The sequence below is a fragment of the Streptomyces sp. 11x1 genome (genome assembly GCF_032598905.1).
GTDB lineage: Bacteria > Actinomycetota > Actinomycetes > Streptomycetales > Streptomycetaceae > Streptomyces.
Genome location: NZ_CP122458.1, coordinates 8,647,126 through 8,669,609 on the forward strand (window position 1 = coordinate 8,647,126; position 22,484 = coordinate 8,669,609).

General features: G+C 72.1%; 20 protein-coding genes. 6 read left to right on the forward strand and 14 right to left on the reverse strand.

Features of this window, described 5'->3' with window-relative positions; genetic code table 11:
- Positions 1–63 precede the first annotated feature (63 nt).
- Both P8T65_RS37970 and P8T65_RS37975 read right to left on the reverse strand, forming a co-directional pair.
- Positions 64–1,383 (reverse strand): serine-threonine protein kinase, encoded by a 1,320-nt coding sequence (locus P8T65_RS37970; RefSeq protein WP_316729835.1) that lies wholly within the window; start codon positions 1,381–1,383, stop codon positions 64–66.
- A 323-nt stretch (positions 1,384–1,706) separates the two neighbouring features.
- Positions 1,707–2,963 (reverse strand): DUF1343 domain-containing protein, encoded by a 1,257-nt coding sequence (locus P8T65_RS37975; RefSeq protein WP_316729837.1) that lies wholly within the window; start codon positions 2,961–2,963, stop codon positions 1,707–1,709.
- A gap of 239 nt (positions 2,964–3,202) precedes the next feature.
- Between P8T65_RS37975 and P8T65_RS37980 the strand changes: the two genes are divergently transcribed.
- Positions 3,203–3,967, forward strand: coding sequence for an SDR family oxidoreductase (locus P8T65_RS37980; protein ID WP_316731854.1), 765 nt, complete (start codon positions 3,203–3,205; stop codon positions 3,965–3,967).
- 140 nt (positions 3,968–4,107) lie between these two features.
- Positions 4,108–4,701, forward strand: a complete 594-nt coding sequence (locus P8T65_RS37985) for a TetR/AcrR family transcriptional regulator (protein WP_184896035.1) — start codon at positions 4,108–4,110, stop codon at positions 4,699–4,701.
- A 291-nt stretch (positions 4,702–4,992) separates the two neighbouring features.
- Here the strand turns inward: P8T65_RS37985 and P8T65_RS37990 are convergent, their stop codons facing one another.
- The 7 genes from P8T65_RS37990 to P8T65_RS38020 form a co-directional block, all read right to left on the reverse strand.
- Entirely contained in the window at positions 4,993–6,207 is a 1,215-nt protein-coding gene (locus P8T65_RS37990) for an acyl-CoA dehydrogenase family protein (RefSeq protein WP_184896037.1), read from the reverse strand.
- A gap of 5 nt (positions 6,208–6,212) precedes the next feature.
- On the reverse strand, positions 6,213–7,259 hold the full coding sequence (locus P8T65_RS37995) for a phosphotransferase family protein (protein ID WP_316731855.1): 1,047 nt from the start codon (positions 7,257–7,259) through the stop codon (positions 6,213–6,215).
- A gap of 150 nt (positions 7,260–7,409) precedes the next feature.
- Positions 7,410–8,321 (reverse strand): MBL fold metallo-hydrolase, encoded by a 912-nt coding sequence (locus P8T65_RS38000; protein WP_316729838.1) that lies wholly within the window; start codon positions 8,319–8,321, stop codon positions 7,410–7,412.
- Between the two features lie 100 nt (positions 8,322–8,421).
- Complete coding sequence (locus tag P8T65_RS38005; protein WP_316729839.1) at positions 8,422–8,718, reverse strand: hypothetical protein; 297 nt, start codon at positions 8,716–8,718, stop codon at positions 8,422–8,424.
- 102 nt (positions 8,719–8,820) lie between these two features.
- On the reverse strand, positions 8,821–9,153 hold the full coding sequence (locus P8T65_RS38010; RefSeq protein WP_316729840.1) for a DUF202 domain-containing protein: 333 nt from the start codon (positions 9,151–9,153) through the stop codon (positions 8,821–8,823).
- Entirely contained in the window at positions 9,150–9,542 is a 393-nt protein-coding gene (locus P8T65_RS38015; protein WP_184896047.1) for a YidH family protein, read from the reverse strand. Before P8T65_RS38015 ends, P8T65_RS38010 begins: the two co-directional genes overlap by 4 nt.
- A 30-nt stretch (positions 9,543–9,572) precedes the next feature.
- Entirely contained in the window at positions 9,573–10,085 is a 513-nt protein-coding gene (locus tag P8T65_RS38020) for an NUDIX domain-containing protein (protein ID WP_316729841.1), read from the reverse strand.
- Between the two features lie 266 nt (positions 10,086–10,351).
- On the opposite strand from P8T65_RS38020, the gene P8T65_RS38025 reads away from it, so the two are divergent.
- From P8T65_RS38025 to P8T65_RS38035, 3 genes are all read left to right on the forward strand, one after another.
- The gene (locus P8T65_RS38025) at positions 10,352–12,007 is read left to right on the forward strand and encodes an FAD-binding dehydrogenase (protein WP_316729843.1); all 1,656 of its coding nucleotides are present in this window, start codon (positions 10,352–10,354) and stop codon (positions 12,005–12,007) included.
- Between the two features lie 148 nt (positions 12,008–12,155).
- Complete coding sequence (locus P8T65_RS38030; RefSeq protein ID WP_316729844.1) at positions 12,156–12,947, forward strand: molybdopterin-dependent oxidoreductase; 792 nt, start codon at positions 12,156–12,158, stop codon at positions 12,945–12,947.
- Positions 12,931–13,554 (forward strand): cytochrome b/b6 domain-containing protein, encoded by a 624-nt coding sequence (locus P8T65_RS38035; RefSeq protein ID WP_316729845.1) that lies wholly within the window; start codon positions 12,931–12,933, stop codon positions 13,552–13,554. The genes P8T65_RS38030 and P8T65_RS38035 overlap by 17 nt, the downstream gene beginning before the upstream one ends.
- A 110-nt stretch (positions 13,555–13,664) precedes the next feature.
- On the opposite strand, the gene P8T65_RS38040 is transcribed toward P8T65_RS38035, so the two are convergent.
- Together P8T65_RS38040 and P8T65_RS38045 are read right to left on the reverse strand one after the other, a co-directional pair.
- Complete coding sequence (locus P8T65_RS38040) at positions 13,665–15,062, reverse strand: GntP family permease (RefSeq protein ID WP_184896058.1); 1,398 nt, start codon at positions 15,060–15,062, stop codon at positions 13,665–13,667.
- A gap of 126 nt (positions 15,063–15,188) precedes the next feature.
- Positions 15,189–15,707 (reverse strand): gluconokinase, encoded by a 519-nt coding sequence (locus P8T65_RS38045; RefSeq protein WP_316729847.1) that lies wholly within the window; start codon positions 15,705–15,707, stop codon positions 15,189–15,191.
- Between the two features lie 143 nt (positions 15,708–15,850).
- Here P8T65_RS38045 and P8T65_RS38050 point away from each other — a divergent pair, with 143 nt between their 5' ends.
- Positions 15,851–16,576: a FadR/GntR family transcriptional regulator gene (locus P8T65_RS38050; RefSeq protein WP_316729848.1), complete on the forward strand. Its 726-nt coding sequence runs from the start codon at positions 15,851–15,853 to the stop codon at positions 16,574–16,576.
- A gap of 22 nt (positions 16,577–16,598) precedes the next feature.
- Here P8T65_RS38050 and P8T65_RS38055 read toward each other — a convergent pair whose 3' ends face one another.
- The 3 genes from P8T65_RS38055 to P8T65_RS38065 form a co-directional block, all read right to left on the reverse strand.
- The gene (locus P8T65_RS38055) at positions 16,599–17,045 is read right to left on the reverse strand and encodes a YchJ family metal-binding protein (RefSeq protein ID WP_316729849.1); all 447 of its coding nucleotides are present in this window, start codon (positions 17,043–17,045) and stop codon (positions 16,599–16,601) included.
- A 19-nt stretch (positions 17,046–17,064) separates the two neighbouring features.
- The gene (locus tag P8T65_RS38060; RefSeq protein WP_316729850.1) at positions 17,065–18,447 is read right to left on the reverse strand and encodes a M1 family metallopeptidase; all 1,383 of its coding nucleotides are present in this window, start codon (positions 18,445–18,447) and stop codon (positions 17,065–17,067) included.
- A 77-nt stretch (positions 18,448–18,524) separates the two neighbouring features.
- On the reverse strand, positions 18,525–22,400 hold the full coding sequence (locus P8T65_RS38065) for a Pls/PosA family non-ribosomal peptide synthetase (RefSeq protein WP_316729852.1): 3,876 nt from the start codon (positions 22,398–22,400) through the stop codon (positions 18,525–18,527).
- Between the last annotated feature and the right edge of the window lie 84 nt (positions 22,401–22,484).

Consider the following 22,484-nt stretch of genomic DNA (forward strand, 5'->3'; position numbering starts at 1 on the left):
CCGGTGCGGGGCGGTGTGAACGCCGGTGAGAACCGGTGAACGCGTGACGGCGGCGGGCCCGGATCAGGCGATACGGCCCGCCGCCAGCACCACCCGGGCCAGCTCACGGTGGCAGATGTCGCTGTGGGCCCCGGACGGCGCGCCGCCACGCCGCACCACGGCCGAGGCGTCGACGTTCACGCACCCCGTCGCCGGCAGCCGTGCCTTGAGCGCGTCGGCCAGCTCGAACGACCGCGTCCCCTTGACCGCCTGCACCCCGCCGTAGCCGAGGGCGCCCCACTTCCTGCCCAGCACGCTGTTCACGCTCAGACCCAGCACCGTGCGCGCGTCGCCCGCCATCCGGGAGGCCAGCGGGTAGATCGTGCCGAGCGCCGAGTCGTGCCTGGAGTGGCAGCACACCAACGGGCCGTCGATCCGCCTGTGCTGCCCGTTCAGCACCCCGCTCGCCCGTTCGTCGTGCGGCAGCCGGGCCGCGAACGCGTAGTGCGAGAAGGCCGCCTGAAGGAGCGTCACCGACTTCACGCACCGCACACCCTCCGGCAGCCCGCGCAGCGCGAACGACACCAGACGGGCGCCGAAGCTGTGCCCGACGAGGTGCACCCGCACGTCCGGCGAGGTCTCCGCGAGCTGTCCGAGCAGCCGCCCGAGCCCTCGCTCACCGACCGTTCCGGCCCGCCGCTTCATCGCGAAGTAGGTTGCTTGGCGCAGCAGTTCGTGCGCGCCGTCCCACGCCTGGGGAGGGGTGACGGCGGCCCCGGTCGGCACACCCGGGGTCTCGACCTCCGCCAGCGCCGCCGCGAAGTCCGCGCACACCGACGCCGTGTCCCCGCACAGCATCCCGGGTGTGCCCTCCGGCGCACCCGCCACCGCGGTGTCCGCCGTGAACGCGCCCTGCGGCGCCTGTGACTCCACCTCGACCAGCAGCCGTACGAGCCGCCCGAACTCCTCCAACGACGCGCCCTCGTCCGGTCGTCGCTCCAGCAGCCGGGCGAGCTGCTCGACGACGGTGGACCGCCCGGGGAAGACCTCCGCCAGCGCGTGCCGGGTGTTCTTGTCGAGCGCCGGGCGACCGGGCGCGAGGGCGGGCACCGGCCTGAAGTCCGGGATCGGCTCGTCCGAGAACCGCATCGAGGGCCACAGCACGCCGACGTACCCCAGCCTCGCGGTCGGCGCGAGTACCGGGAACGGCTCGAAGAAGCGGCTGTAGAGCCCGGTCGCGCCGGACCGGTCGCTGTTCCAGCCGTGCGCGAAGACGACCAGATCCGCCACCCCGCGCCCGCCGACCCCGGCGAGCAGCCGGTCCCGCCGACCGGTGTCCACGTCCCCGTCCGCGTCGAAGGTCAGTTCCCAGTAGGGAGTCACGCTCATTTCCACAACCGCCATGACGAGTCCCCTTCGGCCCCCGTTGGTGGTGCGCTCAGGCGCATGGTCCTGCCAACGGCGAGAGATGGCCATACGTCACGTACGGCCGGACTCGCGATCCGAACGTCCGGTTAGGCCCTGTCGTCACATTCCCGTCGTCGCCCGAAGGGCGGCCTGGCGGCGTCGTGGGGGTACCTCCCGGTCGAGCGCAGCCGAGACCGGGGGAGCGTGCTCTCGGCGTGCCGGGCACTGACCCGCGTACCGGACGTACTCGGGTCGGTGCCCGGTGCGTCGAGAGCGCGTGCATGGCGTCGCGGGGCAGGCGGGAATGTGACGACAGGGCCTTAGCGGTACAGCAGATACTCCTTGCGAACCCTGCGGAACGCTGCCAGTTCCTCCTGCCAGCCGGCCACGACCTCGTCCGTGTCCGCGCCCGCGTCGATCATCGTCCGCACCCGCGCCGAACCGGTCAGCTTGTCGATCCAGTTGTCCGGTCGCCAGGCGAAGCCGCTCCACACCTCCCTGGCGGTCACGAGAAGGCCGATCCCCGTGCGCACCGGGTCGTACGCGGCCCGGTCGTGGACATGGACCTGCACACCCCCGATGGTCTTCCCCTGGAACTTGGAGAACGTCGGCGCGAAGTACGCCTCCCTGAAGTGCGCGCCGGGCAGACTGAGTTCGTTGGCGGCCGCCGCCCACCGCCGGTCGATCCCCTCCGCGCCGAGCAGCTCGAACGGCCGGGTGGTGCCTCGCCCCTCGGACAGGTTCGTCCCCTCGAACAGACACGTCCCGGAGTACACGAGCGCGGTGTCCGGCGTCGGCATGTTCGGGCTCGGCGGCACCCACGGCAGCCCGGACGCGTCGTGGAACCGTGACCGCTTCCACCCCGACATCAGTACGGTCTCCAGCGGTACCGGCGCTGTGAGGAACTCGCCGTTGAACAGCCGGGCCAGCTCCGCCACCGTCATCCCGTGCGCCTGCGCGATGGGCTGCCGCCCGACGAACGTCGCGAACTCCTTGTGCAGCACGGGCCCTTGGGCGCTGCGCCCGGTCACCGGGTTCGGCCGGTCCAGCACCACGAAACGTTTCCCGGCCAGCTGGGCCGCCTCCATGCAGTCGTACAGCGTCCAGATGTACGTGTAGAAGCGGGCGCCGACGTCCTGGATGTCGAAGACGACCGTGTCCACGCCGGAGGCGGTGAAGATGTCCGCGAGGGGGCGGCCGCTCTTCTGGTACGTGTCGTACACGGGCAGTCCGGTCGCCGGGTCGTCGTGGCGGCCCTCGGAGCCGCCGGCCTGGGCGGTGCCGCGAAAGCCGTGCTCGGGGCCGAAGACGGCCCTGAGGTCCACGCGGTCGTCGGCGTGCATCACGTCGACGATGTGGCGGGCGTCGCGGGTGACGCCGGTCGGGTTGGTGACGATGCCGACCTTCTGGCCGCCGAGGATCTTGTAGCCGTCTCCGGCCAGGCGCTCGAAGCCGGTGCGCAGCCCTGGGCGGGCTGCCTCGGCCGGGGCTGCGGTGGTGAGGCCGGCGGTGGAGGCGGTGGCCGTGGCCGCCGTGGCCGTGGAGGCGGCGAGGAAGGTGCGGCGGGAGAGGTGCATGTGGGGTGACCTCCGTCATCGCGGTGAGCGGTGTTTGGTGAAAGCTAAGCGCTTCCGGGGGTGGTTTGTCGTCTGCGGGTCCGGTGGGGCTTCTCGCGCCCACGTGGCGGAGCCGCAAATGTCACAGCCCCGCGCTCCTTTGGGGCGGGGGTGGTGGCACCCCTTCTCGAGTACATACCGACCGGTTAGTCTGAGCCCGTAGGTGGGTCGTTGCTGATGCGTCGCGTCGAAGGAGACCGATCGTGGGAGCCGTGCAGGGTGCTGGTGTGGTCGTCACGGGAGCCGGTGGCGGGATCGGGGCCGCGCTGGCCCGGCGGTTCGCCGCGGAGGGGGCCCGGGTCGTCGTGAACGACCTGGACGGGGACCGGGCGAAGGCCGTGGCAGAGGAGATCGGCGGGATCGCGGTGCCCGGGGACGCCTCGGCGATCGTTCCGGCGGCGCGTGACGCGCTCGGCGGGACCGTGGACGTGTACTGCGCCAACGCCGGGCTCGCCTCCGGGGGGACCGAAGCCGCCGACGAGAAGGTGTGGGCGCTCGCCTGGGACGTCAACGTGATGGCGCACGTCCGGGCGGCCCACGACCTGCTGCCGGCGTGGCTGGAGCGCGGCAGCGGGCGTTTCGTGTCCACGGTCTCGGCGGCGGGCCTGCTGACGATGATCGGCGCGGCGCCCTACAGCGTCACCAAGCACGGGGCGTACGCCTTCGCCGAGTGGTTGTCCCTCACCTACCGCCACCGGGGCATCAAGGTGCACGCGATCTGCCCGCAGGGGGTGCGCACCGACATGTTGACGGCCTCCGGCAGCGCGGGCGACCTGGTGCTCGCGCCGACCGCGATCGAGCCCGAGGACGTGGCCGACGCGTTGTTCGAGGGCATCGAGAAGGACCGCTTCCTGATCCTGCCGCACCCCGAGGTGGCCGCCTACTACCAGGCCAGGGCGGCAGACCCGGACCGCTGGCTGACGAACATGAACCACATCCAGCAGAAGTGGGAGACGACGGGCTGACCGCCCTGCCCGGCGGGCGGGCGCCGGGGAATGGGATGATCCTCCGGCGGGAGCGCCCGATTCCGCCCGGTCGGGAACCGATCGAGCCCGGCTGGGCGACCAGTAGGCGACGACAGAACCTCGGAAGGCAGGTGGCGGCAGTGCCCAGGACGACGGACGGAGACGGTACGCCCGTCCCGCAGCGGCTGCTGGCCGCCGCCACCCGGCTCTTCGCCGAGCGGGGATACGACCGCACCTCCGTGCAGGAGATCGTCGAGGCCGCGGGTGTCACCAAGGGTGCGCTCTACCACTACTTCGGCTCCAAGGACGACCTGCTGCACGAGGTGTACGCGCGCGTGCTGCGGATCCAGCAGGAACGGCTGGACGCGTTCGCGGGGGCCGACGCGCCGGTGGAGGAGCGGTTGCGGGGGGCCGCGGCGGACGTCGTGGTCACCACCATCGACAACCTCGACGATGCGATGATCTTCTTCCGCTCGATGCACCACCTGAGCCCCGAGAAGAACAAGCAGGTCCGCGCGGAGCGCCGCCGCTACCACGAGCGCTTCCGGGCTCTCGTGGAAGAGGGCCAGGAGACCGGGGTCTTCTCCAAGGCGACCCCGGCGGACCTGGTCGTCGACTACCACTTCGGCTCGGTCCACCACCTGTCGACGTGGTACCGCCCCGACGGCCCGATGACCCCACAGGAGGTCGCGGACCACCTGGCCGACCTGCTGCTCAGGGCGCTGCGGCCGTAGAGCGCCTCATGGCTCGGGGGGTGCGGGTTCGTCGGCGACCGCGGGCCCGGTGGGGCTTCTCGCGCAGTTCCCCGCGCCTCTGAAACACCAGGCCCCGCGCCCCTGAAACACCAGGCCCTGCGGGCCTGGAAGACCGGGGCCCGGCGGGCCTGAAAGGCGACGGGTCCGCGGGTTGAAAAGCACGGGGCGCAGCCCCTGCTTTTCAGGGGCGCGGGGAACTGCGTGACCAGCCCCCACTCACCCGCACCCGCCCACGAAACCCGCACCCCCGAGCTACAAGGCGCCCCGGCCTCACACGTACCGCTTCAGCTCCCGCCGAGCCAGCGACCGCTGATGCACCTCGTCCGGCCCGTCCGCGATCATCAGCGTCCGTGCCCCCGCGTACAGCTCGGCCAGCGGGAAGTCCTGGCTGACACCTCCCGCACCGTGCAGCTGGATCGCCCGGTCGATGATGTCCACCACCGTCCGAGGCGTGGCGATCTTGATCGCCTGGATCTCCGTGTGGGCCCCCTTGTTGCCCACCGTGTCCATCATCCAGGCCGTCTTCAGCACCAGCAGCCGCAGCTGCTCGACGGCGACCCGCGCGTCGGCGATCCAGTTGTGCACGACGCCCTGCTGGGCCAGCGCCTTGCCGAAGGCCTCCCGGGCCACCGCCCGCCGGCACATCAGCTCGATCGCCCGCTCGGCCATCCCGATGAGCCGCATGCAGTGGTGGATGCGCCCTGGACCCAGCCGAGCCTGCGCGATGGCGAACCCGCCGCCCTCCTCGCCGATCAGGTTCGACGCCGGCACCCGTGCACCCTCGAAGATCACCTCGGCGTGGCCGCCGTGGTAGTGGTCCTCGTACCCGAAGACCCGCATCGCCCGCTTCACGGTGACACCCGGGGTGTCGCGCGGGACCAGGATCATGGACTGCTGTCGCCGGACGTCGGCCCCGTCCGGGTCCGTCTTGCCCATCACGATGAAGATCTGGCAGTCGGGGTTCATGGCCCCGGAGATGTACCACTTGCGTCCGGTGACGACGTAGTCGTCGCCGTCGCGCTCGATCAGCGTGGTGATGTTGGTGGCGTCCGAGGAGGCCACCTCGGGCTCGGTCATGGCGAACGCCGACCGGATCTCACCGGCGAGCAGCGGCTCCAGCCACTGCTTGCGCTGGGCCTCGTCACCGAACTGGCTGAGCACCTCCATGTTGCCGGTGTCGGGCGCGGCGCAGTTCAGCGCGGTCGGCGCCAGCTGCGGGGACCGCCCGGTGATCTCGGCGAGCGGCGCGTACTGGAGGTTGGTGAGCCCCGCGCCGTACTCGGAGTCGGGCAGGAAGAGGTTCCACAGGCCCTGCCTGCGGGCCTCGGCCTTGAGCTCCTCCACCACGGCCGGTGTGTCCCACGGCGAGGCCAGCTCGGCCCGCTGCTCCTCGGCCACGGCTTCCGCCGGGTACACGTACTCGTCCATGAAGGCGAGGAGCTTGGCGCGCAGCTCCTCCGTACGCGCGTCGAATGCGAAGTCCATGGGGATCAGCCCTCCTGGGAGCCGGAACCGGAGCCGGTACGAAGAGTCGTCAGGCCGTGTTCGATGAAGACGGGGACCAGGTCGCCGATGCGGTCGAAGCCGCGGCCGACCGTCTGGCCGAGGGTGTACCGGTAGTGGATGCCCTCCAGGATCACGGCGAGCTTGAACCACGCGAACGCCGTGTACCAGGACACCGAGGAGACATCGCGGCCCGAGCGCGCCGCGTACCGTTCGACGATCTCGCTCGGATCCGGGTGACCTGCGGCCGCCGCGGTCGTCGAGACGGGGGAGTCGGGCGTGGCCAGCGGCACGCTGTACATCACCAGCAGGCCCAGGTCGGTGAGGGGATCGCCGAGCGTGGACATCTCCCAGTCGAGGATGGCCTTGATCGCGTCGTCGTCGCCGAGCAGCACGTTGTCGAGGCGGTAGTCGCCGTGGATGACCGTCGCGGCGGGGGAGCGGGGGAGTCGGCGGCCCAGTGTCGCGTGGAGTTCGTCGATGCCGGCCAGCTCGCGGTTGCGGGACGCGTCCAGCTGCTTGCCCCAGCGCCGCAGCTGCCGGTCCAGGAAGCCTTCCGGGCGCCCGAAGTCGGCGAGGCCCACCTCGGCCGGGTCCACCGCGTGCAGTTCGACCAGGGTGTCGACCAGGCCCAGCACGGCGGCCCGGGTGCGCTCCGGCCCGAGCGGGGCCAGCTGCTCGGCGGTGCGGTACGGGGTGCCCTCGACGAAGTCCATGACGTAGAAGGGCGCGCCGAGCACCTCCTCGTCCTCGCAGAGCAGCACGGGCCGCGGCACGGGCACGTCGGTCGGGTGCAGCGCGCTGATCACACGGTGCTCGCGCTTCATGTCGTGCGCGGTCGCCAGCACATGGCCCAGCGGCGGCCGCCGGACGACCCACTTCGCGGTGCCGTCCGTGACCTCGTACGTCAGGTTCGACCGCCCGCCCTCGATGAGCCGGCCGGTGAGCGGGCCGCTCACGAGTCCGGGCCGCTCGGCGTCGAGCAGGGCGCGGAGGCGGTCGGGGTCGAGACCTGGCGGGTGGTCTGGGTGCATCATCGCTCCTACACGCGAACGCGTTCTACCGGGACCCGTCTCATGATGCCGACCGGTCGGTATGTCGTCCAGTGGGCGGCACGAAAGTGATCGGCGTCTCCACGGGATCCGGCCGGAAAGGGCCGGATCCCGGAGCGAGCCGCGCGGCCCTCACGCGTGGCAGGTCATCATCTCCCCGCCGTTGAGGGTCGCCATGTCCATGAACCCGGCGAACGGGTCGACGCCCTCGCCCTCCGGCTCCCCGTCCAGCTCGGCGTACGCCCGCCGCAGGTTCGCCACCAGCCGCTCGCTCTCGGGCAGCGCGGCGTACTCCCCGAGATCCGTGCTCCGCGCGGCCTCCAGCGGGGTGAGTCCGGCCGCGTGCGACGTCTCGGCGACCTCGGCCACGAACCGCGTGTACCGCTCGGCCCGGTCGAACGCCGACGGGTCGGTCACCGGCCCGTGCCCGGGGACGACGGTCTCGGCGCCCAGCTCGCGCAGCAGCGCCAGCGCCCGCAGCGAACCGCTCAGCGATCCCATGAGGAAGAACGGCGTCCCGCCCTCGAAGACCAGGTCCCCCGCGAAGAGCACCCGGCGGTGCGGCAGCCACACCACCGAGTCGCCGACGGTGTGCGAGACGCCCGGATGGATGACCTGCGCCTCGATGTCCCCGACGTGCAGCGTCACCCGGTCGTCGTACGTCAGGTCCGCGCCCTGGACGCTCACGTCCCCGAAGTCGGTCCGCGGCCAGAGCAGATGCAGGTGCTGTCCGCTCGCGAGGGCCTCGCGGCGGCAGGCCGAGTGCGAGACGAGGGTGGCGGCCGGCGTGAAGAAGCCGTTGCCGTAGGTGTGGTCCCCGTGGTGGTGGGTGTTGACCAGGAGACGGGGCCTCGGGACCCCGGTGGCGTCGAGCGCGGCGCCCAGCGCGCGGGTCCGGCGCTCCGTCGCCGCGGTGTCCACGAGCAGGGTCGAGGTGCCGTCACTGACGAAACCCGAGTTGTTCAGACACCATCCGCCGTCCGGCTGCACATACGCGTACACGTCGCTCGCGAGTTCGACGGTGTACGGCTCTTCCGCGGTCACAGTGACCCCCTTCATCCCCCCGGACCGTCGCCAACTGGCGGTCAGAGCCTGTCAGTCGGCCACGATCCGGTGGCACCCGGGGGTCCGGGAACGCGCCGGGTCAGTGGTCGTCCCAGTGCCCGTCGTGGGCGGCGTGCCGGTGTCCGTCGTGCACATAGTCCACGTGGTCCCCGTGGGTGACCGCCTGGTGCCCGCAGTCCTCGCCGTGCTCGTGGGCGTGACTGTCGTGCGCGGTGTGCCCGCTCGGCTCGCACTCGTCCCAGTGGCCGGAGTGCTCGCGGTGCAGATGCCCGTCGTGCGCGTAGTCGGTGTGGTCACCGTGCGTCACGGCGGTGTGCCCGCAGGTCGGACCGTGGTCGTGGTCGTGGACGGGGTGCTCCTGGTGAAGGGTGGTCATGGTGCTCGCCTTCGCTGGTACGAGGGGTGATTTGTCCAGGCTAGGCACAGAAGTCTCAATTCTTCCTTTCCGAAACTCCATGCACACACCAAGAGTTCCCCTTCAGAACACCAGTGCCACCCCGCACACCGCGAGGGCGATCACGCACAGGGCGGCCGTCGTGGCGGCCGGAGGTGCGAGGGCGGGAGGGCGGACGGCGGCCAGGGCGGCGATACGCCGATGGGCGAGCGCCAGGAGGGCCAGCCACAGCGCCGCGCACAGGGCCGCGGCCAGCACGCCCGCCGTCGACGGCCCACCGCGCAGCGCGGACTTCGCCGCGAGCACGGCGATCACGGCTCCCGTGAGGGTCGTACGGCGCCAGGCGAGCCGGGTCCGTTCGGGCTGGAGGCCGGGGTCGCGGTCGGGGGCGGCCGGGGGAGCGGGCGCCGGGCTCACCCCTCCCACCCGAGCAGCACGACGACGACCATCGCGACGGCGACCACGGCGACGACGACGCCGAGCAGCGCGGGGAAACGCGACACCGGCAGATCCTCCCCGCGCCGCATCGCCCGTTCGCAGCGCACCCAGTGGTTGACGGCCCGCAGCGCGCACAGCACCCCGGCCGCCAGGAGGGCGAGCGCGAGCCCGACCCGCCAGCCCCAGCGCAGGTCCGGCAGGAACTGGTCCACCGCGAAGCCGCCGCCGATGAGCGCGAGCGCGGTGCGCAGCCAGGCCAGGAATGTCCGCTCATTGGCCAGGGAGAACCGGTAGTCCGGGGTCCTGCCGTCCTTACGGACGTCCTCGGGGACGAACCAGAGTCGGACGTTCCGTACAAATTCGATCACATGCCGGACACTACCGGTCGACTTCGAGCGTCAGTCGCCCCGGTCCTCCATGAGCCGCTCGTACGCCGCCGCCCCGTCCGGCACCCACTCCCACTCGCCCAGCCGCCGCTCCAGCTCGGCCTCCGTGAGGAACCCGTGCCAGGCCACCTCCTCGACCTGCGGGCTCACCGGCGACGCGCAGCGGACCTCGTACACGGCCGACCACCAGCTGCGTCCCGCGCCGTCGTCGTACAGGAACTTGAACAGCGGCTCGGGGCGCGGCAGCCCGGTGACCCCCAGCTCCTCCTCGGCCTCGCGCAGCGCCGCGTCGTCGTAGGACTCGCCCGCCCCGACGACCCCGCCGACGAACATGTCGTACAGCGACGGGTAGACCAGCTTCGTCGCCGTCCGCCGGTGCACGAAGATCCGCCCCTCGGCGTCCCTGGCCAGCACGAACACGGCCCGATGCCGCATCCCCCGCGCATACACCTCCCCCCGCGGTGCCTGCCCGATGACCTGGTCGTCCTCGTCCACGATGTCGAGAATCTCGTCGGCTGCGCTCATGGCCCCATCCAAGCAGGGGGTGGGACGACCGCGGCTTTCGGCTGCCGACCGGTGGGGCTTCTCGTGCGGTTCCCCGCGCCCCGAAACGCACGGCCCTGGGGGCCGATGAAGGAGGAGAACCATCTCGGCAGTTGACTAGGTCACGTCTTCTGCCGAAGGATCTGATCCCCAAGCTGCTGACCGGCCGGTAACAACGCGCGGGGCCGTGCCCGGCCCGTTTCGGCGTGCCCCCGGTTGCCTCACCCGTTCCCGAGAGGACGTCCTCCATGTCGTACGACGCAGATGTGATCGTGATCGGGGCGGGCCTCGCCGGGCTCGCGGCGACCGCGGAGCTCGTCGACGCGGGCCGCAAGGTGATCCTCCTCGACCAGGAGCCGGAGCAGTCGATCGGCGGCCAGGCGCACTGGTCATTCGGCGGGCTCTTCTTCGTCGACTCGCCCGAGCAGCGCCGTCTGCGGATCAAGGACAGCCACGCCCTCGCCCTCCAGGACTGGATGGGCACGGCCGCCTTCGACCGCGAGGAGGACCACTGGCCGCGCAAGTGGGCCGAGGCATACGTGGACTTCGCGGCCGGGGAGAAGCGGTCCTGGCTGTACCAGCAGGGCGTCCGGTTCTTCCCGGTGGTCGGCTGGGCCGAGCGCGGCGGCTACGACGCAGGCGGCCACGGCAACTCCGTCCCCCGCTTCCACATCACCTGGGGCACCGGCCCCGGCCTCGTCGCGCCCTTCGAGCGGCGGGTGCGGGAAGGCGTACGCCGGGGACTGGTCCAGCTGAAGTTCCGGCACCGGGTCACCGGACTGTCGCGCAGCGCGGGCTCCGTCGACACCGTCACCGGCGAGATCCTGGAAGCCTCGACGACCGAACGCGGCCGGCCGAGCAGCCGCGAGGTCACCGGCGCCTTCGAACTGAAGGCCCAGGCCGTGATCGTCACCTCCGGCGGCATCGGCGGCAACCACGACCTGGTCCGCGCCAACTGGCCCGAGCGCCTCGGCAACCCCCCGGAGAAGATGATCTCCGGTGTGCCCGCGCACGTCGACGGCCGGATGCTCGGCATCGCCGAGGAGACAGGCGCGCGCCTCATCAACCGCGACCGGATGTGGCACTACACCGAGGGCGTCCAGAACTGGAACCCCATCTGGGACAACCACGGCATCCGTGTCCTGCCCGGGCCGTCCTCGCTCTGGCTGGACGCCCGCGGCAAGCGCCTGCCCGTGCCGCTCTTTCCGGGGTTCGACACCCTCGGCACCCTCGAACACATCATGAAGACCGGGTACGACTACACGTGGTTCGTGCTCGACCAGAAGATCATCGGCAAGGAGTTCGCCCTCTCCGGCTCCGAGCAGAACCCCGACCTGACGGGCAAGTCCATCAAGGACGTCCTCATCCGGGCCCGCGCGGACGTCCCCGGCCCGGTGAAGGCGTTCATGGACCACGGCGTGGACTTCGTCGTCGAGAAGGACCTCGGCGCCCTGGTCCGCGGGATGAACGCGCTCACCAAGGATCCGCTGATCGACGAGGCCGAGCTGCGCCGCGAGATCGTCTCCCGGGACCGTGAGGTCGCCAACCCCTTCACCAAGGACCTCCAGGTCATGGCGATCCGGGGGGCCCGCAACTACCTCGGCGACAAGCTCATCCGCACCGCAGCCCCGCACCGCATCCTCGACCCCAAGGCGGGCCCGCTGATCGCCGTCCGTCTGAACATCCTGACCCGCAAGACCCTCGGCGGCCTGGAGACCGACCTCTCCTCCCGGGTCCTCACCGAGGGCGGCGACCCGCTGGAGGGCGTGTACGCGGCGGGCGAGGCGGCGGGCTTCGGCGGCGGCGGCGTCCACGGCTACCGCTCCCTGGAGGGCACGTTCCTCGGCGGCTGCCTGTTCTCGGGCCGCACGGCGGGCCGGGCGGCAGCCAAGGCGACGGGCTGAGCGGCGGCGAGGGCGACGGGCCGTACGGCGGCGAGGGCAACGGGCCGTACGGCGGCGAGGCTGAGTGCGGCGCCGCACTCATGACGGAATTCTGACGAATACCCGCCGCCGCTGGCCCAGCCGGGGTGGCGGGTGTTCGAATCGATACGTGAACCCTGAACACCCCGAAGCACGGGAAGCGCCACCGGAGCCCCCGAACCCGGCGGCCCCCACCGACCGGGCGGACACCTCCGAGGGCCGGGGCGCACCCATCGGCCGCCGGGTCCTCCTCGGCACCCTCGGCCTCGGCGCCCTCGGCGTCGTCTCCGCGCCGGTCCTCCAGCGCGGCATGGAGGCGTTCCTCGGTGAGGCGGCCGAGAAGGACCCCACCGGCCTGACCGGCCTGCTCCCCAACGGCGGCGGCTTCCGCTACTACTCCGTGACGTCGTCCGTACCCCGCAGGACCGCGAAGAACTACCGCCTCACCGTCGACGGCCTTGTCGACAAGCCCGGTTCCTACACCCTCGCCGACCTGCGGGCCCTTCCGCAGACCCGGATGGTGAAGGACGTCCAGTGCGTCACCGGCTGGCGCGTGCCGGACACCCCGTTCGAGGGCGTACGGCTCTCCGCGCTGCTGGACGCGGCCGGGGTGCGCTCCTCGGCGGGGGCGGTCCGCTTCACCTGCTTCGACGGGGCGTACAGCGAGAGCCTCACCCTGGAGCAGGCGCGCCGCGCGGACGTCCTGGTGGCGCTGCGGATGCAGGACAAGGACCTCAGCCACAACCACGGCGGCCCGGTCCGCCTGTACGTCGCCCCCATGTACTTCTACAAGTCGGCGAAGTGGCTCTCCGGCATCGAGGTCACCGAGGAGGTCGAGCCCGGCTACTGGGAGGAGCGGGGCTACGACATCGATGCGTGGGTCGGCCGATCGAACGGGCGGGACGATGAACCGACGACTTGAGGAGCGGCCGGTCGTCACGGCCTCCCGCGTCCCGCGCTTCACCGCCGTCGAACGCTGGATCCACCGGACGACCGCGGCCCTGATGGGCGTCTGTGTGGTGACGGCGGCCTGCCTCTACCTCCCCTCCCTCGCCGAACTGGTCGGCCGCCGGGCACTGGTGGTCATGGTCCACCAGTGGACGGGCCTCCTCCTGCCCCTCCCGGTCCTGGCGGGCCTGGTCTCCCGCGCGTTCCGCGCGGACCTCGGCCGCCTCAACCGCTGGGGCCCGCACGACCGCCTCTGGCTCCGCGCCGCCCGCCGTCGGCTTCCCGGCCCGCGCCCCGCCGCGAAGTTCAACGCCGGCCAGAAGCTCTACGCGGCCTGGATCGCCGGCGCCACCCTCGTCATGCTCGCCACGGGCCTGATGATGTGGTTCACCCACCTCACCCCCCTGATGTGGCGGACCAGCGCGACCTTCGTCCACGACTGGCTGGCCCTGACCATCGGCATCGTCCTCGCCGGCCACATCGGCATGGCCCTGGGCGACCCGGAGGCCCGGCGCGGCCTGCGTACGGGCTCGGTGAGCCGGGAGTGGGCGGACAGCGAGCACCCGCTGTGGCGGCCGTAGACCGTAGACGGTAAGCCGTGCGTAGGCCGTCGGTCGCGACAGGGGGCGGGGAGCCGGACCTCCGGCTCCCCGCCCCCTGAACGACCAGCGCTCCGCTCCGGCCCGCGCCCCTAGATGATCAGCGACAGCAGCAGCACGATCGCCCCCGCCACCACCGAGATGATGGTCTCCATCACCGACCAGGTCTTGATGGTCTGGCCGACGCTCATCCCGAAGTACTCCTTCACCATCCAGAAGCCGGCGTCGTTGACATGGCTGAAGAAGAGGGAGCCCGCGCCGATGGCGAGGACGAGCAGGGCGGTGTGGGCCGTCGACATGTCCGCGGCCAGCGGTGCCACCAGGCCCGCCGCCGAGATCGTGGCGACCGTGGCCGACCCGGTCGCCAGCCGGATCGCCACCGCGATCAGCCAGGCCAGGACGAGCGCGGGAATCGACCAGTCCTCGGAGATCTCCAGGATCATCTGCCCGACCCCGGAGTCGATGAGCGTCTGCTTGAACCCGCCGCCCGCGCCGACGATGAGCAGGATGCCCGCGATCGGCGCGAGGGACTTCTCGACGGTCGACCCCAGCCGCTCCTTGGTGAACCCGGCGGCCCGCCCCAGCGTGAACATGCCCACGATCACGGCCGCGAGCAGCGCGATCAGCGGTGAGCCGACCACGTCGAAGACCCGCTGCACCATGTTCTCGGGGTCGTCCACGACGATGTCCACGAGCGCCTTGGCCAGCATCAGCACCACCGGCAGGAGGACGGTCGCCACGGTCGCGCCGAACGCGGGCCGCTTCTCCAGCTCCTCCGACGGCCTCGCCTGGATCATGCGCTCGGGCACCGGTACGTCCACCCACCGCGCCGCGTACTTCGAGAACAGCGGTCCGGCGATGATCACCGTCGGTATCGCGACCACCAGCCCCAGCGCCAGTGTCACACCCAGGTTGGCCTGCACCGCGTCGATCGCGACCAGCGGGCCGGGATGCGGCGGGATCAGCCCGTGCATCACGGACAGACCCGCGAGGGCCGGGATGCCGATGCGCATCAGCGAGTAGTTGCCGCGCTTGGCGACCATCAGCACCACCGGGATCAGCAGCACGATCCCGACCTCGAAGAACAACGGCAGCCCGATCACCGAGGCGATCAGCACCATCGCCCACGGCATCGCCCGCCCCTGGGCCTTGGCGAGGATGGTGTCGACGATCTCGTCGGCGCCCCCGGAGTCCGCGAGCAGCTTGCCGAGGATCGCGCCCAACGCGATGAGCACGCCGACGCCGGCCACGGTCGTCCCGAGCCCGGTGGTGAAGCTGGCGATCGCCTTGTCCAGCGGCGCCCCGGCGAACGCGCCCAGCGCGAGCGAGCCGATGGTCAGCGCCAGGAAGGCGTGCACCTTGAACCTGGTGATGAGCACGACGATCACGGCTATGCCCGCCAGGACGGCGATGCCCAACTGCGCGTGCCCCGCCGAGGTGATCGGCTCGACGGGGTCCGCTGCCAGCAACTCGACGTTGAGTCTGGTCACGGTGATTCCTTGGTTGGGGAGGTGTCAGGGGGAGGTGGGGGGTGGGGGAGGAGGCCGGCGTCGGGCCGAAGCAGGAGCCGGCGGAAGCAGGAGCCGGCGGAAGAGGAGTCGGCGGCCGAGGGGGGCCTACGACGACGCCGGATCGAACTCCCACAGCGCCGTGACCGCCCGCTCGGCGATCTCCTCGGGCGCGCCCGCCACATCGACAGCGACGCCCGCCTCGTCCGCCTCCAGGGGCTGCAGTGTGGCGAACTGCGAGTCGAGCAGCGCGGTGGGCATGAAGTGGCCCTGCCGGTGGGACATCCGGTCCTCGATGAGCGCCCGGTCACCGGTGAGATGCACGAAGACGACACCGGGCGCCGCCGCCCGCAGCCGGTCCCGGTAGGACCGCTTCAACGCGGAACAGCTGACCACCCCGCCGAGCCCGGCCCGGTCGTGCGCCCAGGCGCCGATGGCGTCCAGCCACGGACCTCGGTCCGCGTCGTCCAGCGGTGTCCCGGCCGACATCTTGGCGATGTTGGCCGCGGGGTGGAAGTCGTCGCCCTCGGCGTAGGGAACGCCGAGCCGTGCCGCGAGCAGGGGACCGATCGTGGTCTTCCCGGTCCCTGCCACGCCCATCACCACGACGACATGAGGGGTACGCATCACTACCTCGCTGTCTTCGTCGACATCTGGGACGTCACCCGACGTCGACGACACTGAAACCCATTAGATACGACGAATTCAAGCCCTCGACACAAATAAGTCTGACTTTTTCTTCACTCCCCCCTCCTCGTACCCTGATCCCCATGACCACACCGGGCCGGGGGCTGCACGGCCGAGTTCTGGAGACCCTCGGACCGGCGATCACGGCGGGTGAGTACCCGCCGGGCAGCGTGCTGCGCACGGACGAACTCGCCCAGACCTTCGAGGTCTCCCGCTCCGTGATGCGCGAGGCGGTGCGCGTGCTGGAGTCCATGCACCTGGTCGAGTCCCGCCGCCGGGTCGGCGTGATCGTCCGTCCGCCCGCCGAGTGGAACGTCTACGACCCGCAGGTCATCCGCTGGCGGCTGGCCGGCGCGGACCGCCCCCGCCAGCTGCGCTCCCTCACGGTCCTGCGCTCCGCCGTCGAGCCGATCGCCGCGGGCCTGGCCGCGCGCAACGCCACCGCCGAGCAGTGCGCCGCGCTCACCGAGTGCGCCATCGGCATGGTCGCCAACTCACGTGGCCACAAACTGGAGGGCTACCTCCGGCACGACGTCCTCTTCCACCGCCTGATCCTCGACGCCTCCGGCAACGAGATGTTCGCCCGCCTCGGCGACGTCGTCGAGGAGGTCCTCGCCGGCCGCACCCACCACGCCGTGATGTTCCCCGACCCCGACCCCGCCGCCGTCACCCTCCACGTCCAGGTCGCCGAAGCCATCCGCGAGCACGACGCCCCCCGGGCCGAACGACTCACCAGGGAAATCACCGTGGGTGCCCTCCAGGAACTGGACATACTGGCCCCCAACGGCCAGGCGCCGAGCGCCGGTTGACCCGCGGCTCGGACGGGCGGGCCTAGGCCCCGTCGTCCGCGGGGAACTCCCCGTCCACGTACACCCAGGCCCCCGCCACCCGCTCGAAGCGGCTCCGTTCGAGCATCGAGCCACCGCGGTACGAGGCGCGGAACGTGACGGTGCCGGTGGTGTGGAAGGGGGAGCCGTCGCGGGTCTCCAGGATCTCCAGGCCGGTCCAGCGCATCGTCGTGTCGAAGGCCACGTCGGCGGGCCGGGTGCGGGGATGCCAGCTGCGCAGCAGGTACGCCTCGTCGCGCACCACGAACGCGCTGTAGCGGGACCGCATCAGGGCCTCGGCTGTCGGCGCGGCGGCGCCCCCGGAGTGGTAGCGGCCGCAGCAGTCCTCGTAGGCCTGCGGCAGTCCGCAGGGGCACGTACGAGGAGCCGGCGAAGAAGCACGTGAGGCACTCTTCGACCTGGCCCGGGAACCACTGCGGCGCGACGACATGGCAGTCATTGTGCCCGCTCTACGCCGAGCCCGCGTTCGTCGGCGGATACGGCGGCCGTGCCGGCACCCCGGAACCCCTCGGGGACGGCAGCGGCGGCAGCGCCGGCTCCTGCAACCAGGCCCGGAACAGGGCGTCCAGGGGCCCGTCGGCGTAGCGCCCGGCGTGCGCGGTGAAACCGGCCGTGGTCACCGCGCCGCCGCGGTGGACGGTCGCCCAACCGCGCAGCATCCGGAAGAACGCCTCGTCACCGAGGGCACAGCGCACGGCGTGGACGGTCAGCCCGCCGCGCTCGTAGAGCCGGTCGTCGAACATCAGCTTGCGGCCCGGGTCGGCCAGCCGCAGATCCTGCGACAGCGCGGCGAGCTTCTGGTGCGCGGCGGCGGCCAGTTGCTGCGCGCTGCGCCCGCCGGAACGCTCCGACCACAGCCACTCTGCGTACTTGGCGAACCCCTCGTTCAGCCAGATGTGCCGCCAGTCGGCGATGGACACGCTGTTGCCGAACCACTGGTGCGCCAGCTCGTGGGCCACCAGCCGCTCCGAACCCCGCGCCCCGTCCACGTGGTTGGCGCCGAACAGCGACAACCCCTGTGCCTCGACCGGGACATCGAGCTCCTCCTCGGTCACCACCACCGCGTACTCCCCGAACGGGTACGGCCCGAAGAGCTCCTCGAACAGCTCCATCATCGCCGGCTGCCGCGCGAAGTCCCGCGAGAACTCGGTGAGCAGGTGCGCCGGGATGTGCCCGTGCTGCGGCACCCCACCCGGCCGCGGATCGCCCAGCAGCACCGTCTGGTACCTGCCGATCGACAGCCCCACCAGATAGCTCGACGTCGGCGCCGACTGCTCGTACACCCAGGTCGTCGTGGACGCCTTCGCCGTACGGGTGAGCAGCCGCCCGCCCGCCACCACCTGGTACGCCGACGGTGTCGTCACCGAGATCTGGTACGAGGCCTTGTCGGCGGGCCGGTCGTTGCACGGATACCAGGACGGTGCCCCGACCGGCTGGCTCGCCACCAGCGCCCCGTCGGTCAGCTCCTCCCAACCGAGCCCGCCCCAGGGGCTGTTCACCGGCTTGGGATTGCCCGACCAGTGCACCTCGACCGTGAACGCGGCCCCGGGCCGGATCGGCTTGGCCGGCCGGATCCGCAGCCTGCCGCCCCGGTGCGAGTAGTGCGGCGCCCGCCCGTCGACCCGCACCCGCCCGATCTTGAAGTCGGCGAGGTTCAGCTGGAACTCGGCGAGCGGGGCCCGGCCCGCTATGGCGTTGAGCCGCGCGGTGCCCGACAGCCGGTTCGGCCCTGGTCGGTAGTCCACAGCCAGCTCGTACCGATGCACCCGGTAACGGGCATCACCGTTCGCCGGGAAGTACGGGTCCGGACCCACTGACTGCTGAACCGCCACTGCCGCTTCTGCTCCCCGCTCCGCTCTGGTACGACGTCCATCGTCCCCCGAGTCCCCCGAAGCCGCACGAGCCGCGTTCAGCGGCGCCATGACTCGATCGGGTTGCCCAGCCACCGGGTGTCGTCGGGAACGGACTCCGCGGCCATGACCAGCGACGCCGGACCCAGCGTGGTACGGGCCCCGACCACGCTGCCGGGCAGGACGATTCCGCCCGGGCCCAACGTGGCGCCCTCACGGAGCTCAACAGTATCCGTCCGCAAGATCCGGTCGTGGAAGAGGTGGGTCTGCAGGACGCATCCCCGGTTCACCGTGGCCCCGTCGCCGAGCGTCACGAGGTCGGTCTCGGGTAGCCAGTAACTCTCGATCCACACCCCCTTGCCGATCCGCGCCCCCAGCCCGCGCAGCCACACGTTCAGCACCGCGGTCCCGGGCACCGCCCCGGCCAGCCACGGCACGGCCAGGACCTCCACGAAGGTGTCCGCCAGCTCGTTGCGCCACACGAACCCGCTCCACAGCGGATGCTCCCCGCCGCGGTGCCGCCCCACGAGCAGCCACTTCGCGACGACGGACACCAGGCCCGCCAGCACACCCGCCACCAGCAGCACGAGACCGCCCGCAGGCCACGCCCAGTCGCCCAGTGCGCTCAGCGCCGCCACCGTCAGCAGCGCGATCCCCGCAGAGCAGAACACGGGCACGACCCGGCACAGCTCCACCAGCGCCCGCGCCCACAGCAACCGCGCCGGCGGCTCGTACGTCAGGCTCTGGTCACCGTCCGCCACCGCCCGGGGCAGCCTGACCGGCGGCAGCCCCAGGTACGAGCTGCCCTTCTTCGCCTTCTTCGGCGTCGCGGACAGCACCCCCACCAGACCGCCGTCCGGCACCGAACGCCCCGGCGCGGTCATCCCGGAGTTCCCCAGGAACGCCCGTCGCCCGATCTCCGCCCGCCCGATCCGCATCCAGCCCCCGCCCAGCTCGTACGGCGCGGTCAGCGTGTCGTCCGCGAGGAACGCCCCGTCCCCGACCGTCGTCAGACTGGGCAGCGCCAGCACCGTCGACACCTCCGCGCCCCGGCCGATCCGCATCCCGAGCAGTCGCAGCCACACCGGCGTGACCAGCCCCGCGTACAGCGGGAACAGCGTCTCCCGCGACCGGTCCATCAGCTGCGTGACCGTCCACGCCTGCCAGCCGACCCGGCTGTGCGTGGGATGCGTGCCCTCCCGCAGCCCGAGGCTCAGCAGCCGCACGGCGACCAGCAGGAGCAGCGCGTACGCCGCCCCGAACGCGAGCGTGGCCGGCACCAGCCCGAGCACCGCGCCCCGCAGGGCACCGCCCAGCCCCGCCCCCGGATCCACGAACAGACTCAAGCCCGCCAGCGCGGCGAGCCCGGCGAGCACCGGCAGCGCGGTCAGCCCGAACCCGGTCACCCCGTACGACGCCCGCCAGAACAGGCCCCGCCGCGGCCGTTCCCTCGGCCAGTTCCGCTTCGCCTTGCCCAGCTTGACCGCGGGCGCCCCGGCCCAGCGCTGTCCGGTGGGGACCTGCCCGGCCACGGCCGACCCGGGCGCCACCTCGGCCCGCTTGCCGACCCTGGCCCCCGGCAGCAGCATGCTCCGCGTCCCGACGACCGCGCCGGCGCCCACTTTGACCGGCCCGATCTCCAGCACATCCCCGTCGAGCCAGTACCCGGAGAGGTCCACCTCGGACTCCACGGCCGCGCCCCGCCCGAGCTTGAGCATCCCGGTCACCGGCGGCAGCGCGTGCAGATCGACATCGGCGCCGACCTTGGCGCCCAGGACGCGCGCGTACCGCTCCAGCCAGACCCCGGTCAGCGAGGTGGCCCCGCTGAACTCGGCCAACCGCTCGGCCGCCCACAGCCGCAGGTGCACGCTTCCGCCGCGCGCGTACCGGCCCGGCCCGACGCCGCGCAGCAGCAGCCGCGCGCCGCCCGCCGCGATCGCCAGCCGCCCCGGCGGGGTGAAGAGCAGCACCGCCCCGGCCCCCACGGACCACCAGGGCGCGGTCGGCAGCCAGGCGTACGGCCCGAGCAGATTCCCGAGCGCGGCCAGCGGGACGACCCACCGCAGAGCGAGCAGCGTGAACAGCGGCACCAGCAGCAGCGACTGGACCAGCCGCGCCCGCACGGGCACGGGTGCCACCACGCGCCGGGGGCCTTCCTGCCCGCCGGACTCCTCCAGATACCGGGCCAGCTTCCTGAGCGTGGGCCGCTGGTAGACGTCCACCACCGCGACGCTCGGATACCTGGTCCGCAGCCGTGTCGTCAGCTGCGCGGCGGCCAGACTCCCCCCGCCGATCGCGAAGAAGTCGTCGCCCGCGCCACCGACCGGGATCCCCAGCACCTCCGCCCACTGTTCGGCGAGCCACGCCTCGGTCCCGTACAGCTCCTCGGCCGGACCGGCCGTCTCCAGCTCTGCCAGCGGCCACGGCAGGGCGTTCCGGTCGACCTTCCCGGACGTCCGGGTCGGCAGTTCCGCCACCGGTGCCAGCAGCGGCACCAGCGCGGCCGGCAGCTCTGCCCGCAGCTTCGCCACGGCCCTCGCGTGGTCCCACCCTTCCTGGGTGACCACGTACCCGACCAGCAGCTGGTTGCCGCTCCGCGCGGTCCGTACGGCCGCCGCGGCGCCCGCCACCCCCGGCAGGGCCTGCAACGCGGCGTCCACCTCGCCCAGCTCGATCCGCCGCCCGCCGAGCTTGATCTGCTCGTCGGCCCGCCCGAGGAAGACCAGCCCCTCGGGCTCGGCCCTCACCAGGTCACCACTGCGATAGGCGCGCTCCCAGCCCAGCGACTCCAGCGGCGCGTACTTCTCCGCGTCCTTCTCGGCGTCGAGATACCGCGCGAGCCCCACGCCGCCGATCACCAGCTGCCCGCTGCCACCCATCGGCACGGGCTCCCCGCTCTCGTCCACGACGGCCAGCTCCCACCCGTCGAGCGGCAGCCCGATCCGGATCGGCTCCGCGCCGGTCATCAGCGAGGCGCAGGCGACGACGGTGGCCTCGGTCGGCCCGTACGTGTTCCAGACCTCCCGCCCCTCCGTCACCAGCCGCTGCGCCAGCTCCGGCGGGCACGCCTCACCGCCGAAGATCAGCAGCCGTACGTCGCTCAGCGTCTCGGGCTCCCAGAGCGCGGCCAGCGTCGGCACGGTCGACACCGCCGTGATCTCCTGCTCGACCAGCCAGGGCCCCAGATCCGCGCCGCTCCTGACCTGTGCGCGCGGCACCGGCACCAGACAGGCGCCGTACCGCCAGGCCAGCCACATCTCCTCGCAGGACGCGTCGAAGGCCACCGAGAGGCCGGCCATCACCCGGTCCCCGGGCCCGATCGGCTCCTCGGTCAGGAAGAGAGCCGCCTCGGCGTCCACGAACGCTGCGGCGCTGCGATGGCTGACGGCCACCCCCTTGGGCCTGCCCGTCGACCCGGAGGTGAAGATGATCCATGCGTCGTGCTCGACCCCGGGGCGTGCGGCGGGGGAGTCGGACGCGCCGTGCACGGTCAGTTCGTGTCCGGCCCCGACGACCGCCCGCACCTCCGCCTCGCCGAACACCAGTTCGGCCCGCTCGTCGGGGTCCTCGGCGTCCACGGGCACATAGGCGGCTCCGGCGGCGAGCACGGCGAGGATGGCGACGTACAGCTCGTTCGTGCCCGACGGCACCCGCACCCCGACCCGGTCCCCGAGTCCGACCCCGGCGGCTCCCAGTCGTCGCCGCAGGTTCTCCACCTCGACGGCCAGCGCGCGATAGGTCAGCCGCCGCTTCCCGTCGTCCAGGGCGGGCTCGTCCGGGTACGACCGCGCGGACGCTTCGAAGACGTCGACCAGCGTGCGGGGGGAGGCCGCGGGACCGGCCGAGAAGCGCGCCGCCCCGCCGAACCGCCCGGCTTCCTCTGCCATCTCCTCGTCGAGCAGCGTCAGGTCGGGACTCTCGTACACGGCGGCCATCGGATCCTCGCCTCTCGAACCCGGACCATCCGGGGGCGCCGGAGGGCCGCAGGTCTGCCTGGGGATATTTCCGTACCGGTGCCG